Annotated in this window: 19 protein-coding genes; 14 read left to right on the plus strand and 5 right to left on the minus strand. The window is 36.2% G+C overall.

Annotation, left to right across the window (positions count from 1 at the left end):
* The first annotated feature begins 88 nt into the window (after positions 1-88).
* Positions 89-442 carry a hypothetical protein gene (locus tag GSB9_02132; GenBank protein UKM65561.1) on the plus strand — a complete coding sequence of 118 codons (354 nt, stop codon included), beginning with the start codon at positions 89-91 and terminating at the stop codon, positions 440-442.
* A 112-nt stretch (positions 443-554) separates the two neighbouring features.
* Entirely contained in the window at positions 555-767 is a 213-nt protein-coding gene (locus GSB9_02133) for a hypothetical protein (GenBank protein ID UKM65562.1), read from the plus strand.
* A 57-nt stretch (positions 768-824) separates the two neighbouring features.
* On the opposite strand, the gene GSB9_02134 is transcribed toward GSB9_02133, so the two are convergent.
* Complete coding sequence (locus tag GSB9_02134) at positions 825-1,748, minus strand: SPFH domain-containing protein (protein UKM65563.1); 924 nt, start codon at positions 1,746-1,748, stop codon at positions 825-827.
* 73 nt (positions 1,749-1,821) lie between these two features.
* Here GSB9_02134 and GSB9_02135 point away from each other — a divergent pair, with 73 nt between their 5' ends.
* The gene (locus tag GSB9_02135) at positions 1,822-2,505 is read left to right on the plus strand and encodes a hypothetical protein (protein UKM65564.1); all 684 of its coding nucleotides are present in this window, start codon (positions 1,822-1,824) and stop codon (positions 2,503-2,505) included.
* A 178-nt stretch (positions 2,506-2,683) separates the two neighbouring features.
* Here GSB9_02135 and GSB9_02136 read toward each other — a convergent pair whose 3' ends face one another.
* Both GSB9_02136 and gltX read right to left on the minus strand, forming a co-directional pair.
* On the minus strand, positions 2,684-4,108 hold the full coding sequence (locus GSB9_02136; protein ID UKM65565.2) for a sialate O-acetylesterase: 1,425 nt from the start codon (positions 4,106-4,108) through the stop codon (positions 2,684-2,686).
* 105 nt (positions 4,109-4,213) lie between these two features.
* Complete coding sequence (gene gltX / locus GSB9_02137; protein ID UKM65566.1) at positions 4,214-5,725, minus strand: glutamate--tRNA ligase; 1,512 nt, start codon at positions 5,723-5,725, stop codon at positions 4,214-4,216.
* A 191-nt stretch (positions 5,726-5,916) separates the two neighbouring features.
* Between gltX and GSB9_02138 the strand changes: the two genes are divergently transcribed.
* From GSB9_02138 to GSB9_02143, 6 genes are all read left to right on the plus strand, one after another.
* Positions 5,917-9,330 carry a hypothetical protein gene (locus GSB9_02138; GenBank protein ID UKM65567.1) on the plus strand — a complete coding sequence of 1,138 codons (3,414 nt, stop codon included), beginning with the start codon at positions 5,917-5,919 and terminating at the stop codon, positions 9,328-9,330.
* Positions 9,323-9,739, plus strand: a complete 417-nt coding sequence (gene ybeY / locus GSB9_02139; GenBank protein ID UKM65568.1) for an rRNA maturation RNase YbeY — start codon at positions 9,323-9,325, stop codon at positions 9,737-9,739. The genes GSB9_02138 and ybeY overlap by 8 nt, the downstream gene beginning before the upstream one ends.
* Before the next feature lie 78 nt (positions 9,740-9,817).
* Complete coding sequence (gene mnmG, locus GSB9_02140) at positions 9,818-11,689, plus strand: tRNA uridine-5-carboxymethylaminomethyl(34) synthesis enzyme MnmG (GenBank protein UKM65569.1); 1,872 nt, start codon at positions 9,818-9,820, stop codon at positions 11,687-11,689.
* Positions 11,689-12,153, plus strand: a complete 465-nt coding sequence (locus GSB9_02141; GenBank protein ID UKM65570.1) for a hypothetical protein — start codon at positions 11,689-11,691, stop codon at positions 12,151-12,153. Before mnmG ends, GSB9_02141 begins: the two co-directional genes overlap by 1 nt.
* Before the next feature lie 91 nt (positions 12,154-12,244).
* Positions 12,245-13,105, plus strand: a complete 861-nt coding sequence (locus GSB9_02142; GenBank protein UKM65571.1) for a class I SAM-dependent methyltransferase — start codon at positions 12,245-12,247, stop codon at positions 13,103-13,105.
* Positions 13,106-13,349: 244 nt separating this feature from the next.
* Positions 13,350-13,871 carry an OmpH family outer membrane protein gene (locus GSB9_02143; protein ID UKM65572.1) on the plus strand — a complete coding sequence of 174 codons (522 nt, stop codon included), beginning with the start codon at positions 13,350-13,352 and terminating at the stop codon, positions 13,869-13,871.
* Positions 13,872-13,928: 57 nt separating this feature from the next.
* On the opposite strand, the gene GSB9_02144 is transcribed toward GSB9_02143, so the two are convergent.
* Positions 13,929-15,083 (minus strand): DNA polymerase III subunit delta', encoded by a 1,155-nt coding sequence (locus GSB9_02144; protein UKM65573.1) that lies wholly within the window; start codon positions 15,081-15,083, stop codon positions 13,929-13,931.
* 448 nt (positions 15,084-15,531) lie between these two features.
* Here GSB9_02144 and GSB9_02145 point away from each other — a divergent pair, with 448 nt between their 5' ends.
* The 3 genes from GSB9_02145 to GSB9_02147 all read left to right on the plus strand — a co-directional run bounded on the left by GSB9_02145 (position 15,532) and on the right by GSB9_02147 (position 19,489).
* Positions 15,532-16,719 carry a phosphoglycerate kinase gene (locus tag GSB9_02145; GenBank protein UKM65574.1) on the plus strand — a complete coding sequence of 396 codons (1,188 nt, stop codon included), beginning with the start codon at positions 15,532-15,534 and terminating at the stop codon, positions 16,717-16,719.
* Between the two features lie 172 nt (positions 16,720-16,891).
* Entirely contained in the window at positions 16,892-18,484 is a 1,593-nt protein-coding gene (locus GSB9_02146; GenBank protein UKM65575.1) for a LysM peptidoglycan-binding domain-containing protein, read from the plus strand.
* A gap of 24 nt (positions 18,485-18,508) precedes the next feature.
* Positions 18,509-19,489, plus strand: coding sequence for a DUF4837 family protein (locus GSB9_02147; GenBank protein ID UKM65576.1), 981 nt, complete (start codon positions 18,509-18,511; stop codon positions 19,487-19,489).
* A gap of 80 nt (positions 19,490-19,569) precedes the next feature.
* Here the strand turns inward: GSB9_02147 and GSB9_02148 are convergent, their stop codons facing one another.
* Positions 19,570-19,752, minus strand: a complete 183-nt coding sequence (locus GSB9_02148) for a twin-arginine translocase TatA/TatE family subunit (protein UKM65577.1) — start codon at positions 19,750-19,752, stop codon at positions 19,570-19,572.
* Between the two features lie 148 nt (positions 19,753-19,900).
* Between GSB9_02148 and GSB9_02149 the strand changes: the two genes are divergently transcribed.
* Positions 19,901-20,770 carry a M23 family metallopeptidase gene (locus GSB9_02149; GenBank protein ID UKM65578.1) on the plus strand — a complete coding sequence of 290 codons (870 nt, stop codon included), beginning with the start codon at positions 19,901-19,903 and terminating at the stop codon, positions 20,768-20,770.
* Complete coding sequence (locus tag GSB9_02150; protein UKM65579.1) at positions 20,771-22,273, plus strand: GH3 auxin-responsive promoter family protein; 1,503 nt, start codon at positions 20,771-20,773, stop codon at positions 22,271-22,273.
* The last annotated feature ends 26 nt before the right edge of the window (positions 22,274-22,299 follow it).

Raw genomic sequence — 22,299 nt, forward strand, 5'->3', positions numbered from 1 at the left:
ATACGGATATAAAATACGTGGTTTCAGGTAACTCCAAAAGCATCGTTTTGTATTTAATTTTGTAATAAACTTAAAAAAACAAAACGTTATGAAAAGGACAGCTTTTATTCTAGCTTTTATATTTATTTCATCTTCAATGGCTTTTGCGCAAAAAAGAAGCGATTTAACTGGGCCAGCTTACAAAAACTACAGGCCATGGCAAAACGATAGTAAACCAGCGCCTGTTTATTCTGTAGCCAAAAAAGAACAGTTACAAGGACCCGCTTTTAAAAACCAAAAAGTTTGGGAGAAAAAGCCCTCAAAAGCAAATTATACAGCTGTTAACTTTGGTTCTGAGCGTTCCAATTTACAAGGGCCAGCTTATAAAAACTTTAAGCCATGGAGAAAGAATGATGAAAAAGATAACTCTGAGACTTATATTGCTAAGAACGACTCAATCTAAAAGTAGCTTGTACAGGTGTAGATTTGAATTTTTGACTTAAATAACCGAAATTAGTAGTTCTTTAAGATGTTGTTTCCTTTCTTTTTTGTATTTTTCTTAGAAAGTATTTTATATGGAATCAGCAAAAACAGATATTTTAAGTGAAATTTCTTCATTAACCCGAACTATTGAAGAACAATACCCAGAATTGCAAAAGTACTTGGGTGAAAGCCGAGGAACACTCCCGCAAGGCGAAGTAAGCCACGCTTTAGATAGAAAAGAACTGGAAGATTACAGAGACACCTTAAAAGAGCTTATTCAGGGTTATAAAAAGAAAAATAAATAAAAAAATAGCCTATTGGAAACCATTTCAATAGGCTATTTTCTTTAAGAAAGCTGCCGATTATTCTTCTTTCTTTTTCTTGGCGTTTTTCATGGCCTCTCCAATTTGGTTACTGGCGGTAAAGCTGGCTACCATATCGTTAAGCATATTACTGCCCGCCTGTGGGGCATTTGGTAATAAAATGAGGTTACTGTTAGTTTCTTCGCCCAAAGATTGTAAAGTGTCGTAATGTTGCGTTACAACAATTAATGCCGAGGCTTCTTGACTGTTAATGCCCACTCGGTTCAATACTTCAACCGATTCCTCCAAACCTCGGGCAATTTCACGACGTTGGTCGGCAATACCTTGTCCTTGTAAACGTTTGCTTTCAGCTTCCGCTTTAGCTTTTTCAACAATCAATATACGTTGGGCATCACCTTCAAACTGTGCAGCTATTTTTTCGCGTTCTGAGGCGTTAATACGGTTCATGGCAGCTTTTACCTGGGCATCGGGGTCAATATCGGTAACCAAGGTTTTAATGATATCAAAACCATAATCGAGCATAGCATCATTCAATTCAGCTTTTACCGCCAAAGCGATATCGTCTTTTTTAACGAAAACATCATCTAATTTCATTTTAGGGACTTCGGCACGTACCACATCAAATACATAACTTGTAATTTGATCGTGAGGATAATCTAGTTTATAAAAAGCATCGTAAACTTTTTGAGTTAAAACGCGGTACTGAACCGATACTTTTAAACGCACGAATACATCGTCTAATGTTTTGGTTTCAACAATAACATCCAGTTGTTGGATTTTTAAACTCAAACGCCCCGCTACCTTATCTATTATTGGAATTTTAAGTTGAAGCCCTGATTGGCGAATACTGTGGAATTTACCAAAACGCTCAATAATCGCGGCGGTTTGTTGTTTTACAATAAAGAAAGAGGCAATTAGAATTAAAAGGCCTAAAACAATAAAGGGGACGTAAAAGAAGTTCATAATGTTTAGTTTAAGGTTTAAGAAAAGTAAGATACAAAAATACACTATATTTGATTGCTAATAATCCGTACAAATGAATTACAACAGACTTTTCTTATTAGTAACAATTACCCTATGTTTTGTTACAAATAGTTTTGCCCAAAAAGGAAATTACCGCATTACCAATGGGTTTGGTGTAACGGGTGGTATTTCTAAATTTAACATTTTGACCGATAATTTTGAAACTAAAGAATCCGATGGATTTGCAGGCGGCGTTATGGCCACGGTAGATATTCCGGTGCGTTGGTACAATATAAGTTTCGGCATGCAACTTTCTGAAAATCACGTTGAGGTTTTAGGTCGTCCATCGCTGGTAAGTACAGAAGAAGAATTTATAGATTACAAAATCTTCGCTGCACAGGTGGCCATGCTGATGCACATTAAAGTGGTGCCTAAACATTTTACGATAGATTTAGGTCCAATGTTACAGTACAACAGTAAATTGGAGTTTGACGACAAAAACCAAGAAGGCTATTTTATAAATAACTACGCAAACTTAACAGCCGAGGATATTACAAATATTTCTCAGTTTCATTTCAATGGCGCTATTGGTGCATCGGCGGGTATTAAAAACTTCAAGCTGAAAGCCCAATACATTTATGGTTTTACCAATATGCTGAAAAAACTGGAAAAACAAGATTTCAATACCAGTGGAGGAGATGCCCGTTTTAAAGGCAATCAAAGTATGCTGGTTTTAGGGGCTACGGTGTTTTTTTAGATAGTTTTGTCATTGCGAAGAATGAGGAACGAATGACGTGGCAATCTCGTGAATGAAACCTTAATAAACAGATTACTTCGTCTTGCCTCCTCGTAATGACTGTAAGCCTATTTTTTTAAATAGCTTTTAAATCAGACAATTAATTTTTTTTAAAGGCTTAAAATTTAGTACTAACCTTTTAGTTATCTATATCTGTCCTAAAGGGGGAAGCAGGGAGGTTAGCAGCATTATATAAGTTTCCTTTTGGTATATTGGCCCAACCATACCTCACCGCGACAGGATTGGTTATGTTTTTGTTGTATACAATAATTTTATTGCCTTTTATCTCAGCTTTGGCAGGAACAAAGTTTTCAGAACTATCAGCGATAGTAAAACCAGTAAGCGTTTTCCCTTTGTGTTTTAGACCACCATAAATGTGTTTGAAGGAAATTTCAATTTTATCGTTCTTGATACTGTAATCATCTATGATAGGACCTGAATAGGCAATATTTTCATGATATGCCAAGGCTCTTGCCGCTAATGATAAGCGGTAACCAATAGGTTGTTTTAATGGCGGGTGAATATCTGTTGCATCGCCACAATCTATGGTAACTATCATTGCTGTGTTTTCTGTATTCTGTAAGGTGAGTAATTGAGCTTCTCTAATTTCTGGATTATTTTCCTTAAATGGAGCAATTTGCACAAATAAAAATGGTAAGTTATCTGTTTTCCAATGTTTACGCCAGTCGGATATTAAGGTAGGAAATAGAATTTGGTATTGCTTTGCAAAATCGCGGTCCGATTCACCTTGGTACCAAGCAACGCCCGCGATAGGGTATTTTAAAAGAGGCGCTATCATACCATTAAAATAACAACTTATAAACCGTCTTTTAGTAGGATCTTGTGGTGGTTTTGGGTTAAGCGGTTGAGTTTTACCTTTTTTCTTAGCCTTTTTTTTACCATGCTCATATTGAACTAATAAAGCTTTTTTTCGAGAGTTATAGGCTGCTAATTTTTTAGTGAATTTTTTTATAGATTCGTCATAGGCTTTAACTAAAGCCTCAAGTTCTGGTTTATTGGAAAGGCTCGATTGACTTATCCAATATTTTGCCTGTGTGCCTCCTACAGTACTTAATATAATTCCAATGGGCACTTTTTTGGCTTCAAACAAATCTCTAGAAAAGAAATATCCCACTGCCGAAAAGGATTCAATAGTTTCAGGAGAACAGACAGTCCATTCACCTTTAGTGTTTTCGAGTGGAATGTTAGATTTTTTATGTGGAACATTATATTGCCGAATTAATGGATAGTTGGCTGCTTTTTTTTCTTTTTCGTAATTGGATATGGTTTGATACTTCCAATGTGGAGACATTTTTCTTTCCATATTAGATTGACCACTACAAACCCAAACTTCTCCTATGTATATATCTTTAATAACAACAGAATTGTTGCCCGTTATTTTCATAACATGAGGTCCGCCAGCATCCATCTCAGGTAAAACTATGTGCCAATGGTTTTTTTCAACTACTGTCGTAACAGTCTTACCGTTAAATTCAACTTTAACATTCTCCCCATTTCTGCCAGTTCCCCATACAGGTATCTTAACTTTTTGTTGTAATACCATATGATTAGAAAACAAGTTATTTGGGTTTATCGCAAATAAACTAGCAAATTGAATTAAAAAGATAAAGGTTATGAGGTGTTTACTATAAAGCTTCATAAGAGCTGCTTACAACGTTTTTATAACGTTTTCAATTCGCTTAACCGTTTCATTTTTCCCAATCAGAAACATGATATCGAACACGTCTGGCCCTTGTAATGCGCCAACTAAAGCCAATCGTAAAGGCATCATAACTTTGCCAAAGCCAATATTGTTTTCTGTAATCCAGCCTTTAATATCGTTTTGTAGGGCGGTAACCGTAAAATCGTCGATATGGGTGATAATGCTTTTCACCTTGGTTAATATTTCGGCAGTACCTTCTTTAAAAGCTTTTTTGGATGCTTTTTCGTCGTATGAGGTTGGGGCCGTAAAAAAGAAGTGGCTCAGTTCCCAGAAATTGGAAACAAAAGTGGCGCGTTCTTTTATTAAACCAATAACCATGGCGATGTAGTTCACATCAATTTCAGATAGTTCAGGTTTTATTGATTTAAATTGTTCAGCCAGTATATCATTATTCTGCTCTTGCATGTAATGGTGGTTAAACCATTTGGTTTTGTCGGGGTCGAAACGCGCACCCGACTTATTTACTTTCTTTAAATCGAAAGCTTCAATCAATTCGTCCATTGAGAAAATCTCTTGTTCCGTGCCGGGGTTCCAGCCCAAAAAGGCCAAAAAGTTCACCATAGCTTCGGGGAAATAACCCTCTTCTTTATAGCCTTTTGAAACTTCATTTGTTTTAGGGTCGGTCCACTCTAATGGAAATACCGGAAAGCCCATTTTATCACCATCGCGCTTGCTTAATTTTCCTTTTCCAGTAGGTTTTAATATAAGCGGCAAATGTGCAAATTCTGGTGTTTCCCATCCTAAAGCTTGGTACAATTGGTAGTGTAGTGCCAGTGATGGCAACCACTCTTCGCCACGAATTACATGACTTATTTCCATTAAATGGTCGTCTACAATATTGGCCAAATGGTAAGTGGGCATGCCATCACTTTTAAACAATACTTTATCGTCTAAAATATTGGTATCGATTTTAATATCGCCACGGATAATATCTTTTAAATGAAGCGTTTCATCTTGCGGACTTTTAAATCGGATGACGTAGTCTTCACCAGCATCAATTCTTGTTTGAACATCTTCTGCGCTAAGCGATAAGGAGTTTTTTAGTTTTAAACGGTTATGCCAATTGTAAATAAACGTTTTTCCTTTTCCTTCATGGTCTTTTCTGTGGAAATCGAGTTCTTCGGCCGAATCAAATGCATAATAAGCATTACCGGATGCAATAAGTTGGTCGGCATATTGTTTGTATAGCTTTTTACGCTCACTTTGGCGGTATGGACCATAATTACCTTCTAGGTTTGGCCCTTCATCATAAGGTATACCGCACCAATTTAGGGCATCAATAATGTATTGTTCGGCACCTTCAACGTAACGTTTTTGGTCGGTATCTTCAATACGCAAAATGAATTTTCCATTGTGTTTTTTGGCAAATAAATAGTTGAAAAGTGCGGTACGAACACCGCCAATATGTAATGGTCCGGTTGGGCTTGGTGCAAAACGCACACGAACGTTTTTGGTCATTTTTATTTTAAATTTTACACTTAAAAAAGCCTATTTAAGTATCGATTAAAAATTGTTATCCTGAACTTAATTCAAGATTGTGGCAAAGATACAATTAACAGCTAATTATGAACCTTGTAAAAAATAAAATTGTAGTTTAGTAAGTTGAAATGGTTTGATTTGGTTATAACAAACCAATTTTTAAAAAATTGATGGGTAATTTTAAAGTTATACAAGATAAACTAGAGGCATTTATTAGGCGTTATTATATTAACGAATTGCTTAAGGGGGCTATTCTGTTTTTCGCCATAGGATTACTTTATTTTCTATTTACTCTATTTATAGAGTATGTATTGTGGCTTAACACAACTGCCAGAACCATTTTATTTTGGTTGTTTATAGCGGTTGAATTTGGTTTACTTCTTAAGTTTATTTTTATACCCTTAGCTAAGTTGTTCAAGCTTCAAAAGGGAATTAACTATGAAGCAGCTTCAAAAATTATCGGTAAGCATTTTCCGGAGGTAAACGACAAACTTTTAAATGTCTTGCAACTGCATCAAAACCAATCAAAATCGGAGTTGTTATTAGCCAGTATCGAGCAAAAATCAGTCGAGTTAACGCCTATTCCTTTTAAGTTGGCCATAAACTTCAAAAAGAATTTAGGCTATTTAAAGTACGCGGCCATACCTGTTGTTATTCTATTGCTAACTTTTTTCTCTGGAAATTTCAATTGGTTTAGCGATAGCTATAAGCGTGTTGTGCATTATAAAACGGCTTACGAGCCACCTGCGCCGTTTCAGTTTTTTGTTGTCAACGAAAACTTAAACGCCATAGAAAACAAAGACTTTAAATTGGTTGTGAAAACTGCAGGGGACATGGTGCCTGAGAGCGCTCAGATTACGTACAACGAAGAAACTTATTTTTTACAACAAAAGGTTTTAGGGACTTTTGAGCATGTTTTTTCTCAAATTAGTGCACCGATAACCTTTCGACTGTTCGCAAATAAGGTTACATCAAAGCCTTACATGATAAATGTTGTTGAAACGCCATCGTTGTTGGATTTTGAAATGGATTTGGATTACCCTAGTTATACCAAGAAAAAAGATGAAGTTTTAAAAAGTACTGGCAACGCTTTGGTTCCTGAGGGCACAAAAATAACATGGCGTTTGCAAACAAAATCAACAGATGATGTTTTTTTATATGCACAAGACACGGTGAAGTTACAATCTATAAAGAAGGATGTTTTCGAAACCCAAAAGCAGGTATTCAATACTTATAACTATACCCTCAGTACAAGTAACAAGAATCTAAAGAATTATGAAAACTTGGCCTTCAATATCGGGGTAGTAAAAGATCAATACCCTGAAATTACTATTGAAATGCAACGTGATAGCTTAGATTTGCAAACCTTGTATTTCCATGGTCAGGTAAGCGACGATTATGGTTTTAGCAAGCTGCAATTGGTTTACTACCCAATTCATGACGAGAGCAGAAAACTAAAGGAAACAATTTCCGTATCAAATTCAAATATTTCAGAATTTATTACGGCTTTCCCAAATAATTTAAATATTTCAGCAGGTGTTGCTTACGAACTGTACTTCCAAGTGTTTGATAATGATATCTATAACCGCTATAAGAGTGTAAAAAGTAGTGTTTTTACTTATAGGAAACGAACTCAAGAAGAGGAAGAACAAAAGCGCCTTGAAGAACAGAGCGAAACGATTAAAGATTTAAACAAATCATTGGAAAAGTTTGATGAGCAAGAAAAGGAATTAGAGGAACTGACCAGAACCCAAAAAGAAAAGTCTTTTTTAAATTTTAATGACCGAAAGAAGTTGGAATCATTTTTCAAACGTCAAAAGCAACAGGACGAAATGATGAAAAACTTCAACAAAAAACTGAAAGATAATTTAGATCAATTCCAAAAAGAAGAGCTAGAGGAAGATGCATTTAAAGAAGATCTTAAAAAGCGTTTGAAAGAAAATGAAGAGAAGCTCCAAAAAGATGAAAAGCTACTAGAAGAAATAGAAAAGCTTCAAGATAAAATGAACAAAGAGGATTTAATTCAAAAGCTCGATGAATTAGCCAAGCAAAACAAAAATAAAAAGCGAAGCTTAGAACAGTTGTTGGAATTGACCAAGCGATTTTACGTTGAAAAGAAGTTGGAAAAGCTAAAAGATGATTTAGAAAAATTGGCTGAGGAACAAGAACATTTATCTAACGAACCTGATGAAAAAAACACCAAAGAAAACCAAGAAGAGCTCAATGACAAATTCGATAATTATAAAAAAGAACTCAACGAATTAGAAAAGGAAAGTAAAGAATTAAAGAAGCCAATTGACATTCCGAGAGATAAGCTGGATGAACAAGAAGTTGATACCGAACAAGAAAAGGCTACCGAGCAGCTAGAAAATGCTCAGAAAAAAGCTCAACCAAATGCGAAAAAAGACCTTCAAAGTAACAAACAAGAACAGTTGAAGAAGGCACGTAAAAACCAGAAAAACGCTGCAAAAAAAATGCAACAAATGAGCGAGCAAATGCAAAGCGCTATGCAGGCCAATGGTGGAGAGCAAATGCAAGAAGATGCCGAAGCGCTACGGCAAATTTTAGATAATTTGGTGTTGTTTTCGTTTGATCAAGAAGATTTAATGGATCAATTTAAAGCTATCGAATCCAAACACAATAAGTACGCATCATATTTAATCAAACAAAATAATCTTAAAGAGCATTTCGAGCATATAGACGATAGCTTGTTTACCCTTTCGTTACGTCAACCTAAATTGTCTGAGGAAGTTAACAAACAAATCAGCGATGTGTATTATAATATAGATAAAGCTTTGGGTTTGCTTGCTGAAAACCAACTGTATCAAGGTGTATCCAATCAACAATTTGCGATTACTGCTACGAATAATCTAGCTGATATTTTAAGCAACACGCTCGACAATATGCAAGAGAGTTTAAGTATGTCCGCTGGAAAAGGTGGACAGGGCGAAATGCAATTACCAGATATTATAATGGGGCAGGAGGAGCTCAACAAAATGATGGGCGATGGCATGAAAAAGGATAAAAGTGGTAAACCAAAGGATGGTGAAAATGGCAAGGAAGGAAAGGGCGAACAAAAGAGCCAAGATGGCCAGCAGGGAGAAGATGGAAAACAAAAAAATGGAAAAAACGGTCAAGGTGCTAATGGAGAGGGCGAAGGTAATAACGAAGATTTAAATGGATTGCTGTATGAAATTTATCAGCAGCAGCAGCAGTTGCGACAAGCTTTGCAAGATAAGTTACAGAAAGAAGGCCTTGGAGCTAAAGGCGATGCTTTGGTTAAGAAAATGGAAGACATTGAGTTGGATTTGCTCAATAAGGGATTTACAAACCAAACTTTGAAAAAAATGATGGACCTAAAATATCAACTTCTAAAGATGGAAAATGCTACGTTCCAGCAAGGTCAGGATAATAAGCGTAAATCACAGACCAATAATAAGCAGTTTAATGGTCTTGTAAACAATCAAATCCCGACAGCCAAACAATATTTTCAAACTACTGAAATATTGGATAAACAAGCCTTACCTTTGCAGCCAGTTTATAAGAAAAAGGTTCTAAAGTATTTTAAAACAAGCAATGATTAATTTCAATTATGAGACCGATTTTATGTTAGAATCGGAATCAAAAATATCAAAGTGGATTTTAGAGACCATTGCAAAGGAGAAACACAAAGTTGAAGAGATTAACTATGTGTTTTGTGATGATGAATATTTACATAAATTAAATATAGAATTTTTAAATCACGATACACTTACTGATATTATCAGTTTTGATTACTCGGTCGGAAAAATTATACAAGGCGATATATTTATTTCTGTTGAAAGAGTAGCAGATAATGCCAATGATTTTAATGTTTCTTTTAATGAAGAATTGCATCGCGTTATTATTCATGGTGTACTTCATTATTGTGGATACAAAGATAAATCAGAGGATGATGCTGCCGTGATGCGTAAAAAAGAGAATTTCTATTTAGCGCAACTTGCTGAAAATTAATTATTACAGCGTATATTTGCAACCCAAAACTAATAGATTGTTCCACGTGGAACATTAAAGAAAATAAACTAAGGAATTATGTTTAACGAAGTTTATGATGTTGTAGTTGTTGGTGCAGGCCATGCAGGAAGTGAAGCTGCAGCCGCTGCTGCCAACATGGGTAGTAAAACCTTGTTAGTTACCATGAACTTACAAAACATTGCGCAGATGTCTTGTAATCCTGCTATGGGTGGAATTGCCAAAGGGCAAATTGTTCGAGAAATCGATGCTTTGGGTGGTTATAGTGGTATTGTTTCCGATACGTCTGCTATTCAGTTTAAAATGCTCAATAAATCAAAAGGACCTGCTATGTGGAGTCCAAGAGTTCAGAGTGATAGAATGCGTTTTGCCGAAGACTGGCGAATGCTTTTAGAGCAGACACCTAATTTAGATTTCTATCAGGAAATGGTTTCTGGGCTTTTAATTGATGGTAATAATGTGGTTGGGGTAAAAACGTCTTTGGGTATTGAAATTAAAGCTAAAACGGTTGTTCTGACCAACGGAACTTTCTTGAATGGTTTGATTCACATTGGCGATAAAAATTTTGGAGGCGGCCGGGCTGGTGAAAAAGCCGCCAAAGGCATTACCGAACAATTAGTCGATTTGGGTTTTGAATCGGGAAGAATGAAAACCGGAACACCGCCTCGTGTTGATGGAAGGAGTTTAGATTATTCAAAAATGACTGAGCAACCAGGAGATGATAACCCTGAAAAATTCTCATATCTCGACGTTACAAAGCCATTGACTAAGCAACGATCTTGCCATATGACTTACACCAGTGAATTGGTACACGATTTATTGCGTGAAGGTTTCGATAGGTCACCAATGTTTAATGGAAGAATTAAAAGTTTAGGCCCAAGATATTGCCCCTCTATTGAAGATAAAATAAATCGATTTACTGATAAAGACAGGCATCAATTATTTATAGAACCAGAAGGTTGGAATACGGTAGAAGTTTATGTTAATGGATTCTCTACTTCACTTCCTGAAGACGTACAATTTAAAGCCTTGCGTTCTGTAAAGGGTTTTGAAAACGTTAAGTTTTTTAGACCGGGTTATGCTATTGAATATGATTATTTTCCGCCTACACAATTGAGGCATACGCTAGAAACCAAATTAATTAATGGTTTGTATTTTGCTGGACAAATAAATGGAACTACGGGATATGAAGAAGCGGCCTCGCAGGGATTAATGGCGGGAATAAATGCTGGTTTAAAGGTGCAAGAACGGGATGCTTTTACTTTAAAACGTGATGAAGCTTATATAGGTGTTTTGATTGATGATTTAATAACCAAAGGTACCGAAGAACCTTATAGAATGTTTACATCACGAGCAGAATATCGTACGCTTTTAAGACAGGATAATGCAGATTTAAGGTTAACGCCAAAAGGTTATGAGATTGGTTTGGCTTCCGAAAAGCGTTTAAAACGTATGGAAAATAAGCATGAAGCTGCCGAAAAATTTGTTGATTTTTTTAGAAACCTTAGTGTTAAACCAGAAGACATAAATCCGATTCTTGAAGAAAAGAAATCGGCTCCCGTGAAACAATCAGGAAAACTTTTCAAGATATTTGCCCGGCCAAATATTGAAATGGAAGACGTTAGAAAAATTACAGAGGTCGAGAGTTATATTCATGACCATAATTTGGATAGAGAAGTGATTGAGCAGACCGAAATTCAGGTTAAATATTCTGGCTATATCGCAAAGGAAAAAAACAATGCCGATAAACTGAGCCGTCTGGAGTATGTAAAAATCCCTGAGAATTTCGATTACTCAAAAATTAAATCTATGAGTTTTGAGGCTCGTGAAAAGTTGAAAAAAATTCAACCAGCAACTGTTTCTCAAGCGTCACGAATTAGTGGTGTTTCGCCAAACGATATTTCTGTTTTATTGGTTTATATGGGGAGGTGATGATATGCCAGATTGATTTAAATCAAGAAGTCCCTTTTGCTGTTAAAGCTCAATTCGGTTTCCCGCTAACGGTTTTATTCTTGTGTCTGACTTATATTAATGTCTTTTTTCTTCCTTTGCTATTGTTTGGGGTTTTATTTATGTTCAGTGGTTATTCATACGTGTTTAAGGCTGATGGATGTCACAAAGTTAAGTACAAGACCTTTGGGTTTACAGTTATTGAATTTAATCGTCAATTTTTAAAACCAGATTATGTTTCTGTTTTTAATCAGAGCTTTAAGCAAACATCCGTCTTAGGGTTTCTGGAGTTTGGAACATCTAAGTATAAATCTTATGTTGTAAAGTTGTTTCAGGGAAACCAAAATATAATTGTTTATAAGTCTAATAATTCAGAAGCGGTGTTGCGTATTGGTGAAGGATTGTCAAATCTATTTGAAATAGAGTTGTACAACGCATTAAAATAGTTCCACGTGGAACATTTGTTTTATACAGAAATATTAACTTGCGATATTTTATAAATAGAAGGTCAATATTAGCATAAATTTTCATGAATTCGTGACAAAAGAAAACCAACAAAATTTTTATTTAACCGTAAAAGATTTTTCCGTTTCGGGGGAAGAGTTTCAGCTTTTAGAAAATACCGAATTTGGTTTTTTAGAAACCCATCCGAAACCTTCTTCTGATAAATTACCGGAGTATTATCAAAGTGAGGATTATATTTCGCATACCGATTCTAAAAGAAATATGTTTGAAAAAGTGTATCATTTGGTGCGCTCTATTTCGCTAAAAAGTAAGTTAAAGTTAATCGATACAGTTTCCGTGGGAGAGAAGAGGCTTTTAGATTTTGGATGCGGAACGGGCGATTTTTTACAAACAGCACAAAAGAATAATTGGCAAGTAACTGGAATTGAACCCAATCAACAAGCAAGAACAATTGCCAATAAAAAAACCAATAATTCTGTTTTTGATGTTGATGAACTTTCAAAATTAGAAGAACAAAGTTTTGATGTGATTACACTTTGGCATGTTTTGGAGCATTTGCCAAATTTAGAAGAAGACCTTTGGGCATTTCAAAAACTATTAAAGCCAAACGGTACTTTAATAATTGCTGTGCCCAATTATCAAAGCTATGATGCCAAACACTACAAAAACTTTTGGGCTGCTTTTGATGTGCCGAGACATTTATGGCATTTTGATAAAAATGCCATGATGAAATTAATGCGGAGTGTTTCAATGAAATTAAAAAAAGTGAAGCCTATGTGGTTTGATGCGTTTTATGTGAGCCTGCTTTCGGAAAAATACAAAACTGGAAAGATGAACCCGATTAAAGGAATTTGGATTGGACTGCTTTCAAATTTTAAGGCGTTGACGACAAAAGAGGCATCATCGTTGATTTATATCTTAAATAAGATGTAAATTTTGTTTTTTAGGATTGCTACGGTGTTAATTTGCCTTAGAACAACCTAAACCCTTCTTGGTTTGGCAGCTGTCCTTAAATCGCTTTATTTTAAGTTGATTTTAATAGCCAAAAATTATTTTTAATTAATTAACGATAGTTTTTGATTATAAGTTAAAATGGCACCAATTCGACATCGAATTATACTTTACTTTCTTACATTTGTGCGAATTAAAAAAATAAACTAAACCAGATAATAAAAACATGAAGAATTTAATTTATTTATCTATCGCTATGTTGGTAATGGCGTCTTGCCAAAAACCGAACAAAATTGGATTTATTGATAACGGAACAGTAATAAACGATTATCAAGAAAAGATAGATATCGAAGCAAAGTACCAAACCAAAGATGAGGTTTTTAGAAAACGAGCAGATAGTATTGGTCAAGCTTTTCAGGCAGAAGTTCAAGAAACTCAAAAAACAGCACAAAGAGCGTCGCAACAAAAACAACAAGAGTTGATGGCAGGGCTACAGAAAAAACAGCAACAGCTTCAACAGCAAATGCAAGGAGAGCAACAACAACTAACCCAAGAATTTCAAGCCGAAATTGATTCAGCAATTGCTACAGTAAAAGACTTCGTTAAAGAATACGGAAAAGCTAACGGTTACACCTATATTTTAGGAACTAGCGATGCCGCTTCAACAGTGCTTTACGGTACCGAGCAGAACGATTTAACGCAAACTATCTTAGATGCACTAAATGCTAAATACAAAGATAAAAAATAGGTTAAAATACTGACAATCAATAATTTAAACCCTGTCAATATGGATTGATGGGGTTTTTTATTGTTCTTTTTTATGAAGTAACCGAGTTAACTTTATAGACAAATCGGTTAAAATAATTTTCGAGTTACCATTGCGTTCTATATGGTAAATGGCATCTTGGAGTTCGTCGCTTATTTCCATGATATTGTTTCCGTGAACAAAAGGTGCAAAGTTTTCGAGTTTGAATTTTTCGGTTTTGGGTTCTAAAAAGACCAAATCGGTAGCGTTGTAATTTAAAAGCAATGCTTGCCTGAAAAAATCTAAGCAAAAATTAAGAAACTGCTTTTGGGTTTCGCGTCCCGTTTTGGCAATGTCCTCACTCCATGAAATTAAGTCGTGAATAGCAGCTTTGTTGCCCTTAGCTTTAAAGGCGCTCCGTATCCAGAAAATAAACCAAGTTTCAAACTGAATATCTTCAGAATCCTGATACACCAAATCGCAAGCCTTATTGTAATTACCGTTCGATTGGTGTGCAATTTTAGTAGCTACCGTCGCCTCTAAATGGTAGTCCTTGATCAAAGCCTCTTTAATAACATCTTCGGCTAAAGGCGGAAAGTGCAATATTTGGCAACGCGAACGGATGGTGTTTATAATCTGCTCTTCGTCTTCAGCAATCAATATAAAAATAGTTTTGCTGGGCGGTTCTTCAATAAGTTTTAGAAGTTTATTGGCAGCTTGGGTGTTCATTTTTTCGGCCATCCAAATTAACATGACTTTATAACCGCCTTCGTAAGATTTTAGTGAAAGCGATTTTACAATGTCTCCAGCTTCTTCAACACTAATTAAGCCCTGTTTGTTATCCACGCCCAGTAGTTTGTACCAATCAAATAGATTACCATAAGGTTGCTGCTCTAATAGTTGGCGCCATTCTTCCAGATAAAAACTTGACACAGGTTTATTTTTAACTTTATCGCTAGTGGTAACTGGAAACGCAAAGTGTAAATCGGGATGCGAAAAGTTCTTAAATTTTAAATTACAAGCCGCATTACCTGTATTGTTTTCGGCACCAGAATTAGAACATAATATGTACTGCGCATAAGCCAAAGCCATTGGCAGTGTACCACAACCCTCATTCCCGACAAATAATTGGGCGTGCGGAATCCGACCATTATCAACACTTTTGGTTAAGTGGGTTTTTATGTGTTCTTGACCTAAAACATCTTTAAAAAGCATGAAACAAAAGTAAACGAATTTTTCCGTTTTGAAATTGTATAGCACAAAACGTAAAAAAAAAATGTACTGGTTGTCCGTTTTGTGTCATAATGTTATTTGTTCTGTCAATCTGAACTCGTTTTCAGCATCCCATAACAACTTTAAATATTGATGTTTTATGATGAGAACCTGAAACGAGTTCAGGTTGACATCGAACCCGAACCTTATTATTGATTACGGATATTCAATAAATTTATTTGCCGACCTATCGATAACCAAAGAAAACTATTTGATTTTTCCGTATTTAAGGGAGCTGAAACTTAAAAAGTGCCCTAAAAGCATGAAATTTTAGAGTTTTTAAAAAAACTTGTCATTCTACATCGTTTTCGTTCAAAAACACGTTTTATATAGCTTTTTAATTACTTACATTTGTGAAGCAAATACTTAAAAAAGACAAATAAATTTATATATGAAGACGCTTAACGATTTTAACTTTGAGAACAAAAAAGCATTGATTCGTGTAGATTTCAATGTGCCATTAAATGAAGATTTTGAGGTAACCGATGCCACAAGAATTGTGTCGGCAAAACCAACAATCATCAAAATTTTAGAAGATGGCGGAAGCTGTGTTTTAATGTCGCACTTGGGGCGCCCCAAAGGGGTTCAAGACGAATTTTCCCTTCGCCATATTGTGGCCAAAGTGGAAGACATCTTGGGCGTTGAGGTAAAATTTGTTGATGCTTGCGTTGGTGAAAAAGCCGAAGCTGCCGTTGAAGCCTTAGAGCCCGGCCAAATTTTACTTTTGGAAAACTTACGTTTCCATGCCGAAGAAACAGCAGGTGATGAAGGTTTTGCAAAGCAATTGTCAAAGTTAGGCGATATTTACGTAAACGATGCGTTTGGTACGGCGCACAGGGCGCACGCATCGACCACTATCGTTGCTCAATTTTTTGATGGCAAAAAGTGTTTTGGTAGCCTTTTAGCTCAAGAAATAGAAAGTATAAACAAGGTGATGAAAACTGGTGAAAAGCCTGTATTAGCTATACTTGGTGGTGCTAAAGTGTCTTCAAAAATCACGATTATTGAAAATATTTTAGATAAAGTAGACCACCTAATTATTGGTGGTGGTATGGCATTTACTTTTGTTAAAGCGCAAGGCGGGAAAATTGGTAATTCTATATGCGAAGATGATAAAATGGGCTTGGCTCTAGAAATCCTCAAGCATGCCGAAGAGAAAAATGTTAGGGTTTACATACCGGTAGATACTGTTGCTGCAGATGCTTTTAGTAATGATGCCAACACGCAAATTGTTGATATTAATGCTATTCCTGAAGGCTGGGAGGGTGTTGATGCCGGGCCAAAATCTGTTGAAATTTTCCACGAAGCCGTTATGAAATCTAAAACCATTCTTTGGAACGGTCCTTTAGGTGTTTTTGAAATGGAAAGCTTTGCAAAAGGAACTATTGAACTAGGAAATTCTATTGCTGAAGCGACCAAAAATGGAGCATTTTCATTAGTAGGGGGTGGCGATTCTGTTGCAGCCGTAAAACAATTTGGGTTCGAAGACAAAGTAAGTTACGTGAGTACAGGTGGCGGTGCTATGTTAGAAAGCTTAGAAGGTAAAACGCTTCCTGGAATAGCCGCAATTTTAGAATAAAAAACACTTATATCGCTGTTTTCAGTCAATTTTCTTAAAGAACAAAGTCTTTACAAACAGCATTACTAAAAGTAACACATACTTATTTCAGGATAGTTTTCAAGAAATTTTTAAATTACCTGAAAAAACACGATTTTAGCCATATTAACGTTCTATAAACTGAATGTATTATATGGCTTTTCGTTTTTTAGTTATACTCTTTATTTTTAATGTCGTATCTGCTAGTGCTCAGATAAAAGATACCGTTGCGCTTCAATTGTCCAATAAAAAAATAGATACGGTTTTATCGCAAACCCAAAAACTCTTGCGAGATTCTGTTATTGATGGGCGGCCTAAAAATGTTAAAGCTATTGCAGCCCAAAAAGATAGTGTTGATATTAAAAACTTAAAAGACGATGCTTTTGCTGCAGAGTTGGATGAAAAATGGTTTGAAGAGCTTTACAGTAATGCCCTTTACGATACGATATACAAATCGGTAACTGAGTTAACATTCGAGGAAGTTGATTACCCAGAATTGCCTACCGACACACTCAAGGCCCGCCTAAAAGAACTTGATGCACGAACGCCTTTTAACGTAGAGTATAACCCATCTTTAGAAAGCGTTATAAAATCGTATTTAAAGCACAGACGGGAACATCTCCAAAAACTCATGGTTTTAAGTACGTTTTACTTTCCCATGTTCGAGCGTGAGTTGGATTTATACGATATTCCGTTGGAAGTTAAGTATTTGGCCATTGTAGAGTCGGCTTTAAAACCTCGAGCCAAGTCTCGGGTTGGGGCTACGGGTTTATGGCAATTTATGTTCAGTACAGGTAAAATGTACGGATTGGATGTTAGCAGTTATGTTGACGAACGCAGCGACCCTATAAAATCAACTGAAGCCGCAGCCAAATATCTGGCCAAACTCTACGAGATTTTTGGCGATTGGGATTTGGCACTGGCAGCCTATAATTCTGGACCAGGCAATGTAACCAAAGCCATTCGTCGTTCAGGAGGGTATAAAAACTATTGGAATATCCGCCATAATTTACCAAGGGAAACGGCAGGATATTTGCCCGCTTTTTTGGCCAATATGTATATTTTTGAGTACGCCGAAGCGCATGGTTTTAAAAAGTATAAACCTCAAATGGCTTATTTTGAAACCGATACGGTAAGAGTTAAACAAATGATTACTTTAGATCAAGTTTCTGAAGTTACTGGAACCCCAATTGAGGAACTTCAATTTTTAAACCCTTCATATAAACTCGATATTATTCCGTTTATAAAAGACGAAAACTATACCTTGCGTTTACCTCGTGAGGTTATTGGCGAATTTGTAACCAATGAAGATGACATATATGCCTTTGCCAAAGCAGAGTTCGATAAGCGCGAAAAACCTATGCCACAACTCATCGAAGCAAACCAGCGTTTAAGGTACCGTGTAAAATCTGGTGATTATCTCGGGAAAATATCAAGAATGTATGGCGTGCGTGTTAGTGATATAAAACGTTGGAATGGCTTACGCAGCAACAATTTAAAAATAGGGCAACGGTTAACTATTTTTCCACGAAGACCCAATGTTTCAGTTGCCCCATCAAAGGTCGTGACCAAAAAGCCAAAACCCATATCGGGTGATGTTTTAACCTACACTGTCCAGTCTGGAGATTCCTTATGGAGTATTTCGCAAAAATTTCCTGGAGTTTCTGTTCAAAATATTAAAGATTGGAACGGTATTAGTGGCAATAGACTAAAACCAGGAATGAAACTTAAAATAGCAAAAGGTTAATTCCTTTATAAACCAGTTCAAATTATGCGACATATTCTCTTTTCATTAATGTTCATGCTGTTTTTGTTGTCATGTGGTGACAAAAAAAAGTCTAAGGAACAACGCTACATTCAAGATTCTTCAGGAGCCATCAATAATGTTTCGGTAGTCACCGAAAACGATATTTGGGATGGACGTGTTGGAGAAGCCATTAGGGCGGTGCTGGCAAAACCCATTTATGGGCTTCCGCAAGACGAACCTATGTTTACCATTAGCCAAATTCCACCGGCTGTATTTTCAGGGTTTGTTACCAAAAATAGAACGATTTTAATGGTGAAATTGAATGCTGAATCTGGCATTGATTTTTCTGAAGATGTATATGCCAAACCACAAAAAGTAATTACCGTTTCCGGAAAAACAAGAGCAGATGTTATCAATGTCTTGCAAGAAAACGAATCGAAAATTATTGAAACCTTTCGTAATGCCGAAATCGCCGAAAGGCAGCGCCAAATGTCAAAATCGCCCCATAGTTTTGAATCGATTGAAGAAAAGTTGAATTTAACATTAGATTTCCCTTCAATTTACCGCATAGCCAAGTCGACCGACGATTTTTTCTGGATTAGAAAAAACATTACCACAGGAACCAATAACCTAATGATTTATACGTTACCGCACTCAGCTATTATTAGGAACGATAGCGTGGTGAACCAAATTATCAAAATACGCGATTCGGTAGGGAAACAATATATTGAAGGTCCCGTTGAAGGGTCGTATTTAGCCACTGAAGATGCCTACATGCCGTTTCATGGCGAAACCATTTTAGATAATAAACCCACATTGGAAACCAAAGGCGTTTGGGATGTTAAAAATGCCTTTATGGGCGGCCCATTTATCAATTATGCTATTGAAGATAAAATTAACAAGCGTTGGGTCGTTTTAGAGGGTTTTGCATTCGCACCTTCTGTTGAAAAACGAAATTATATGTTAGAGCTCGAGGCTATTATCAAAACGGTAAAATTAAAATAGAGCAAAACTCATCAAAATAAAAAAGACCAACATGAATTCATGTTGGTCTTTTTATAGGTTTAAGTTATTCTAGTATAATTTTATTCCTTTTTATCGCCATTGGCTTCTTCTTCCTTACTGGCGTCTTTAAATTCTTTAATGCCACTACCTAATCCGCGCATTAATTCGGGTATTTTTTTACCTCCAAATAACAGCAAAACCACTACTACAATCAGTGCAATTTGCCATGGTCCTATCGCTAATGGTAACATATATAAGCTCATAATCTCTATTTTAACGGCAAAGTTAATAATTAAAGTTAAATAAAAACGTTTTCACCATAACTTTAGTATTTCTAAAGGCTAGAGATTAACAATGCTTTACTCGTTTTATAGCAGTAGTATTGAATAAAATCTATTATTTTTGTTTAAGATGAAAGAGGAAAAAAGGAATCAAAAAAAAATAAAAAGGAAACTACTTGATAAGTATCGGTTGGTTGTCCTTAATGAAAATACCTTTGAAGAACGTTTATCATTCAAGTTAACGCGTTTAAACGTTTTTGTAATGGGCTCGTTATTGGCTATTTTTTTAATCGCTCTAACTTACTTAATTATAGCCTTTACGCCGCTAAGGGAGTATATTCCAGGGTATTCATCAACAGCTCTAAAAAAGAAGGCCACAGAACTCAATTATAAAACCGATTCGTTGCAGCAAGCTCTGGTGATGAACGAGCGTTATTACCAATCCATAAAAAAAGTGTTGACGGGCGATGTAATTGGTATTGATTTTAATAAAGATTCCATTGTAGAGGCTGTAAAATTGGAAGCTAGTGAAGTTGATTTAGAGCCCATTGCAGAAGATTCTATTTTACGCGAAAAAGTCGATAAGGAAGATAAATATAATTTGTTTGAGTCGGCAACGTCTGCTACAAATTTTGTGTTATTTCCGCCTGTGAGCGGCGAAATTACAGAACCTTATAATGCTAAAGAAAAGCATTATGCGGTAGATATTGTGGTTGCCAAAGGTACACCGGTAAAGGCCGCTGCCGATGGTATTGTTATTTTTGCCGAATGGACGGCCAGTACGGGTTACGTCGTTATTTTAGAGCACAGTTATGGGTTAATATCGGTTTATAAGCACAACGCTTATGTCACTAAAGCACAGGGCGATTTGGTTAAATCGGGCGAAGTAATTGCTACGGCTGGAAACGCTGGCGAACTATCTACTGGCCCGCACTTGCATTTCGAACTTTGGAACGACGGCTATCCCATAAATCCAACAAACTTTATAGATTTCAACTAAATGGCATCAGTAAAATCGTTTTTAGCAAAACCCTTTGCAAAACTTGTGTACAAGCGCATAAAAAAATGGGCCGACAATCCCATTGAAGTCCAAAAAAAGGTGTTTGAAGCCTTAATTTCTGAAGCTACAGGCACCCATTTTGGAAAAGACCATGACTTTGTTAGCATAAACAGTTATGTCGATTTTGTGAAGCGTGTACCAGTTAGAGATTATGAAGCCCTGAAACCCTATGTGGAGCGTGTTGTTTCTGGCGAAGAAAATGTACTTTGGAAGGGTAAGCCAATTTATTTTGCAAAAACATCGGGTACTACATCGGGGGCTAAATACATTCCTATTACAAAGGAAAGCATGCCTAGCCATGTTGAGGCGGCACGTAATGCTATTTTAATGTACATTCATGAAACAGGTAAAATCAGTTTTGTTGATGGAAAAATGATTTTTTTACAAGGAAGCCCCATATTAAAAGAACAAAACGGTATTCAATTAGGTCGATTATCCGGCATTGTGGCCCATTACGTTCCCAAATATCTCCAGAAAAACAGATTACCGTCGTGGGAAACCAACTGTATTGAAGATTGGGAAACCAAAGTAGATGCCATTGTTGATGAAACCTTACCACAAAACATGACGGTTATTTCGGGCATTCCGTCTTGGGTGCAAATGTATTTTGAAAAAATCCAGCAAAAAACAGGTAAAAAAGTGGGTGAGGTATTTAAAAACTTCAATCTGTTCATTTTTGGTGGCGTTAATTACGAGCCCTATCGTGCCAAGTTTGAGAATTTAATTGGCAGAAAAGTTGATAGCATTGAACTCTATCCGGCCAGCGAAGGTTTTTTTGCATTTCAGGACAAACAAAATGAAAAAGGGATGCTGCTTCAGCTCAATTCGGGCATATTTTACGAGTTTATAAAAGCCGATGAGTTTTTTAACGAAAACCCCAAACGTATCACTATTAAAGATGTTGAAGTAGGCGTGAATTATGTGATGATTATTTCAACAAATGCTGGTTTGTGGGGGTATAATATTGGTGATACGGTTGAGTTTACTTCAACCCAGCCGTATCGTGTTATTGTTTCTGGGCGGATTAAGCATTTTATTTCGGCCTTTGGCGAACACGTTATAGGAAAAGAGGTAGAACAGGCCATGCAGGAGGCTACTGAAAACACCAATATTAGGGTTTCAGAGTTTACGGTAGCACCCCAAATTAATCCAGAGGAAGGTTTGCCGTACCACGAATGGTTTATCGAGTTTGAAAACGAACCGGAAGACCTTTCCGCTTTAGCGCAAAAACTGGATGAATCGCTTCAGAAGCAAAACTCTTATTACTTTGATTTAATTGAAGGGAAGGTTTTGCAGCAATTAAAAATCACACCAGTTAAAAAGGGCGGTTTTCAAGAATACATGAAATCTGTTGGGAAACTGGGAGGTCAAAACAAAATACCGCGATTGGCCAACGACCGAAAAATTGTTGACGCTTTTGCAGGTGTGAAATCGCACAAATAATAGTATCTTTGGCCCGGATTTAATGA

Source organism: Flavobacteriaceae bacterium GSB9, from assembly GCA_022749295.1.
GTDB lineage: Bacteria > Bacteroidota > Bacteroidia > Flavobacteriales > Flavobacteriaceae > Flavisericum.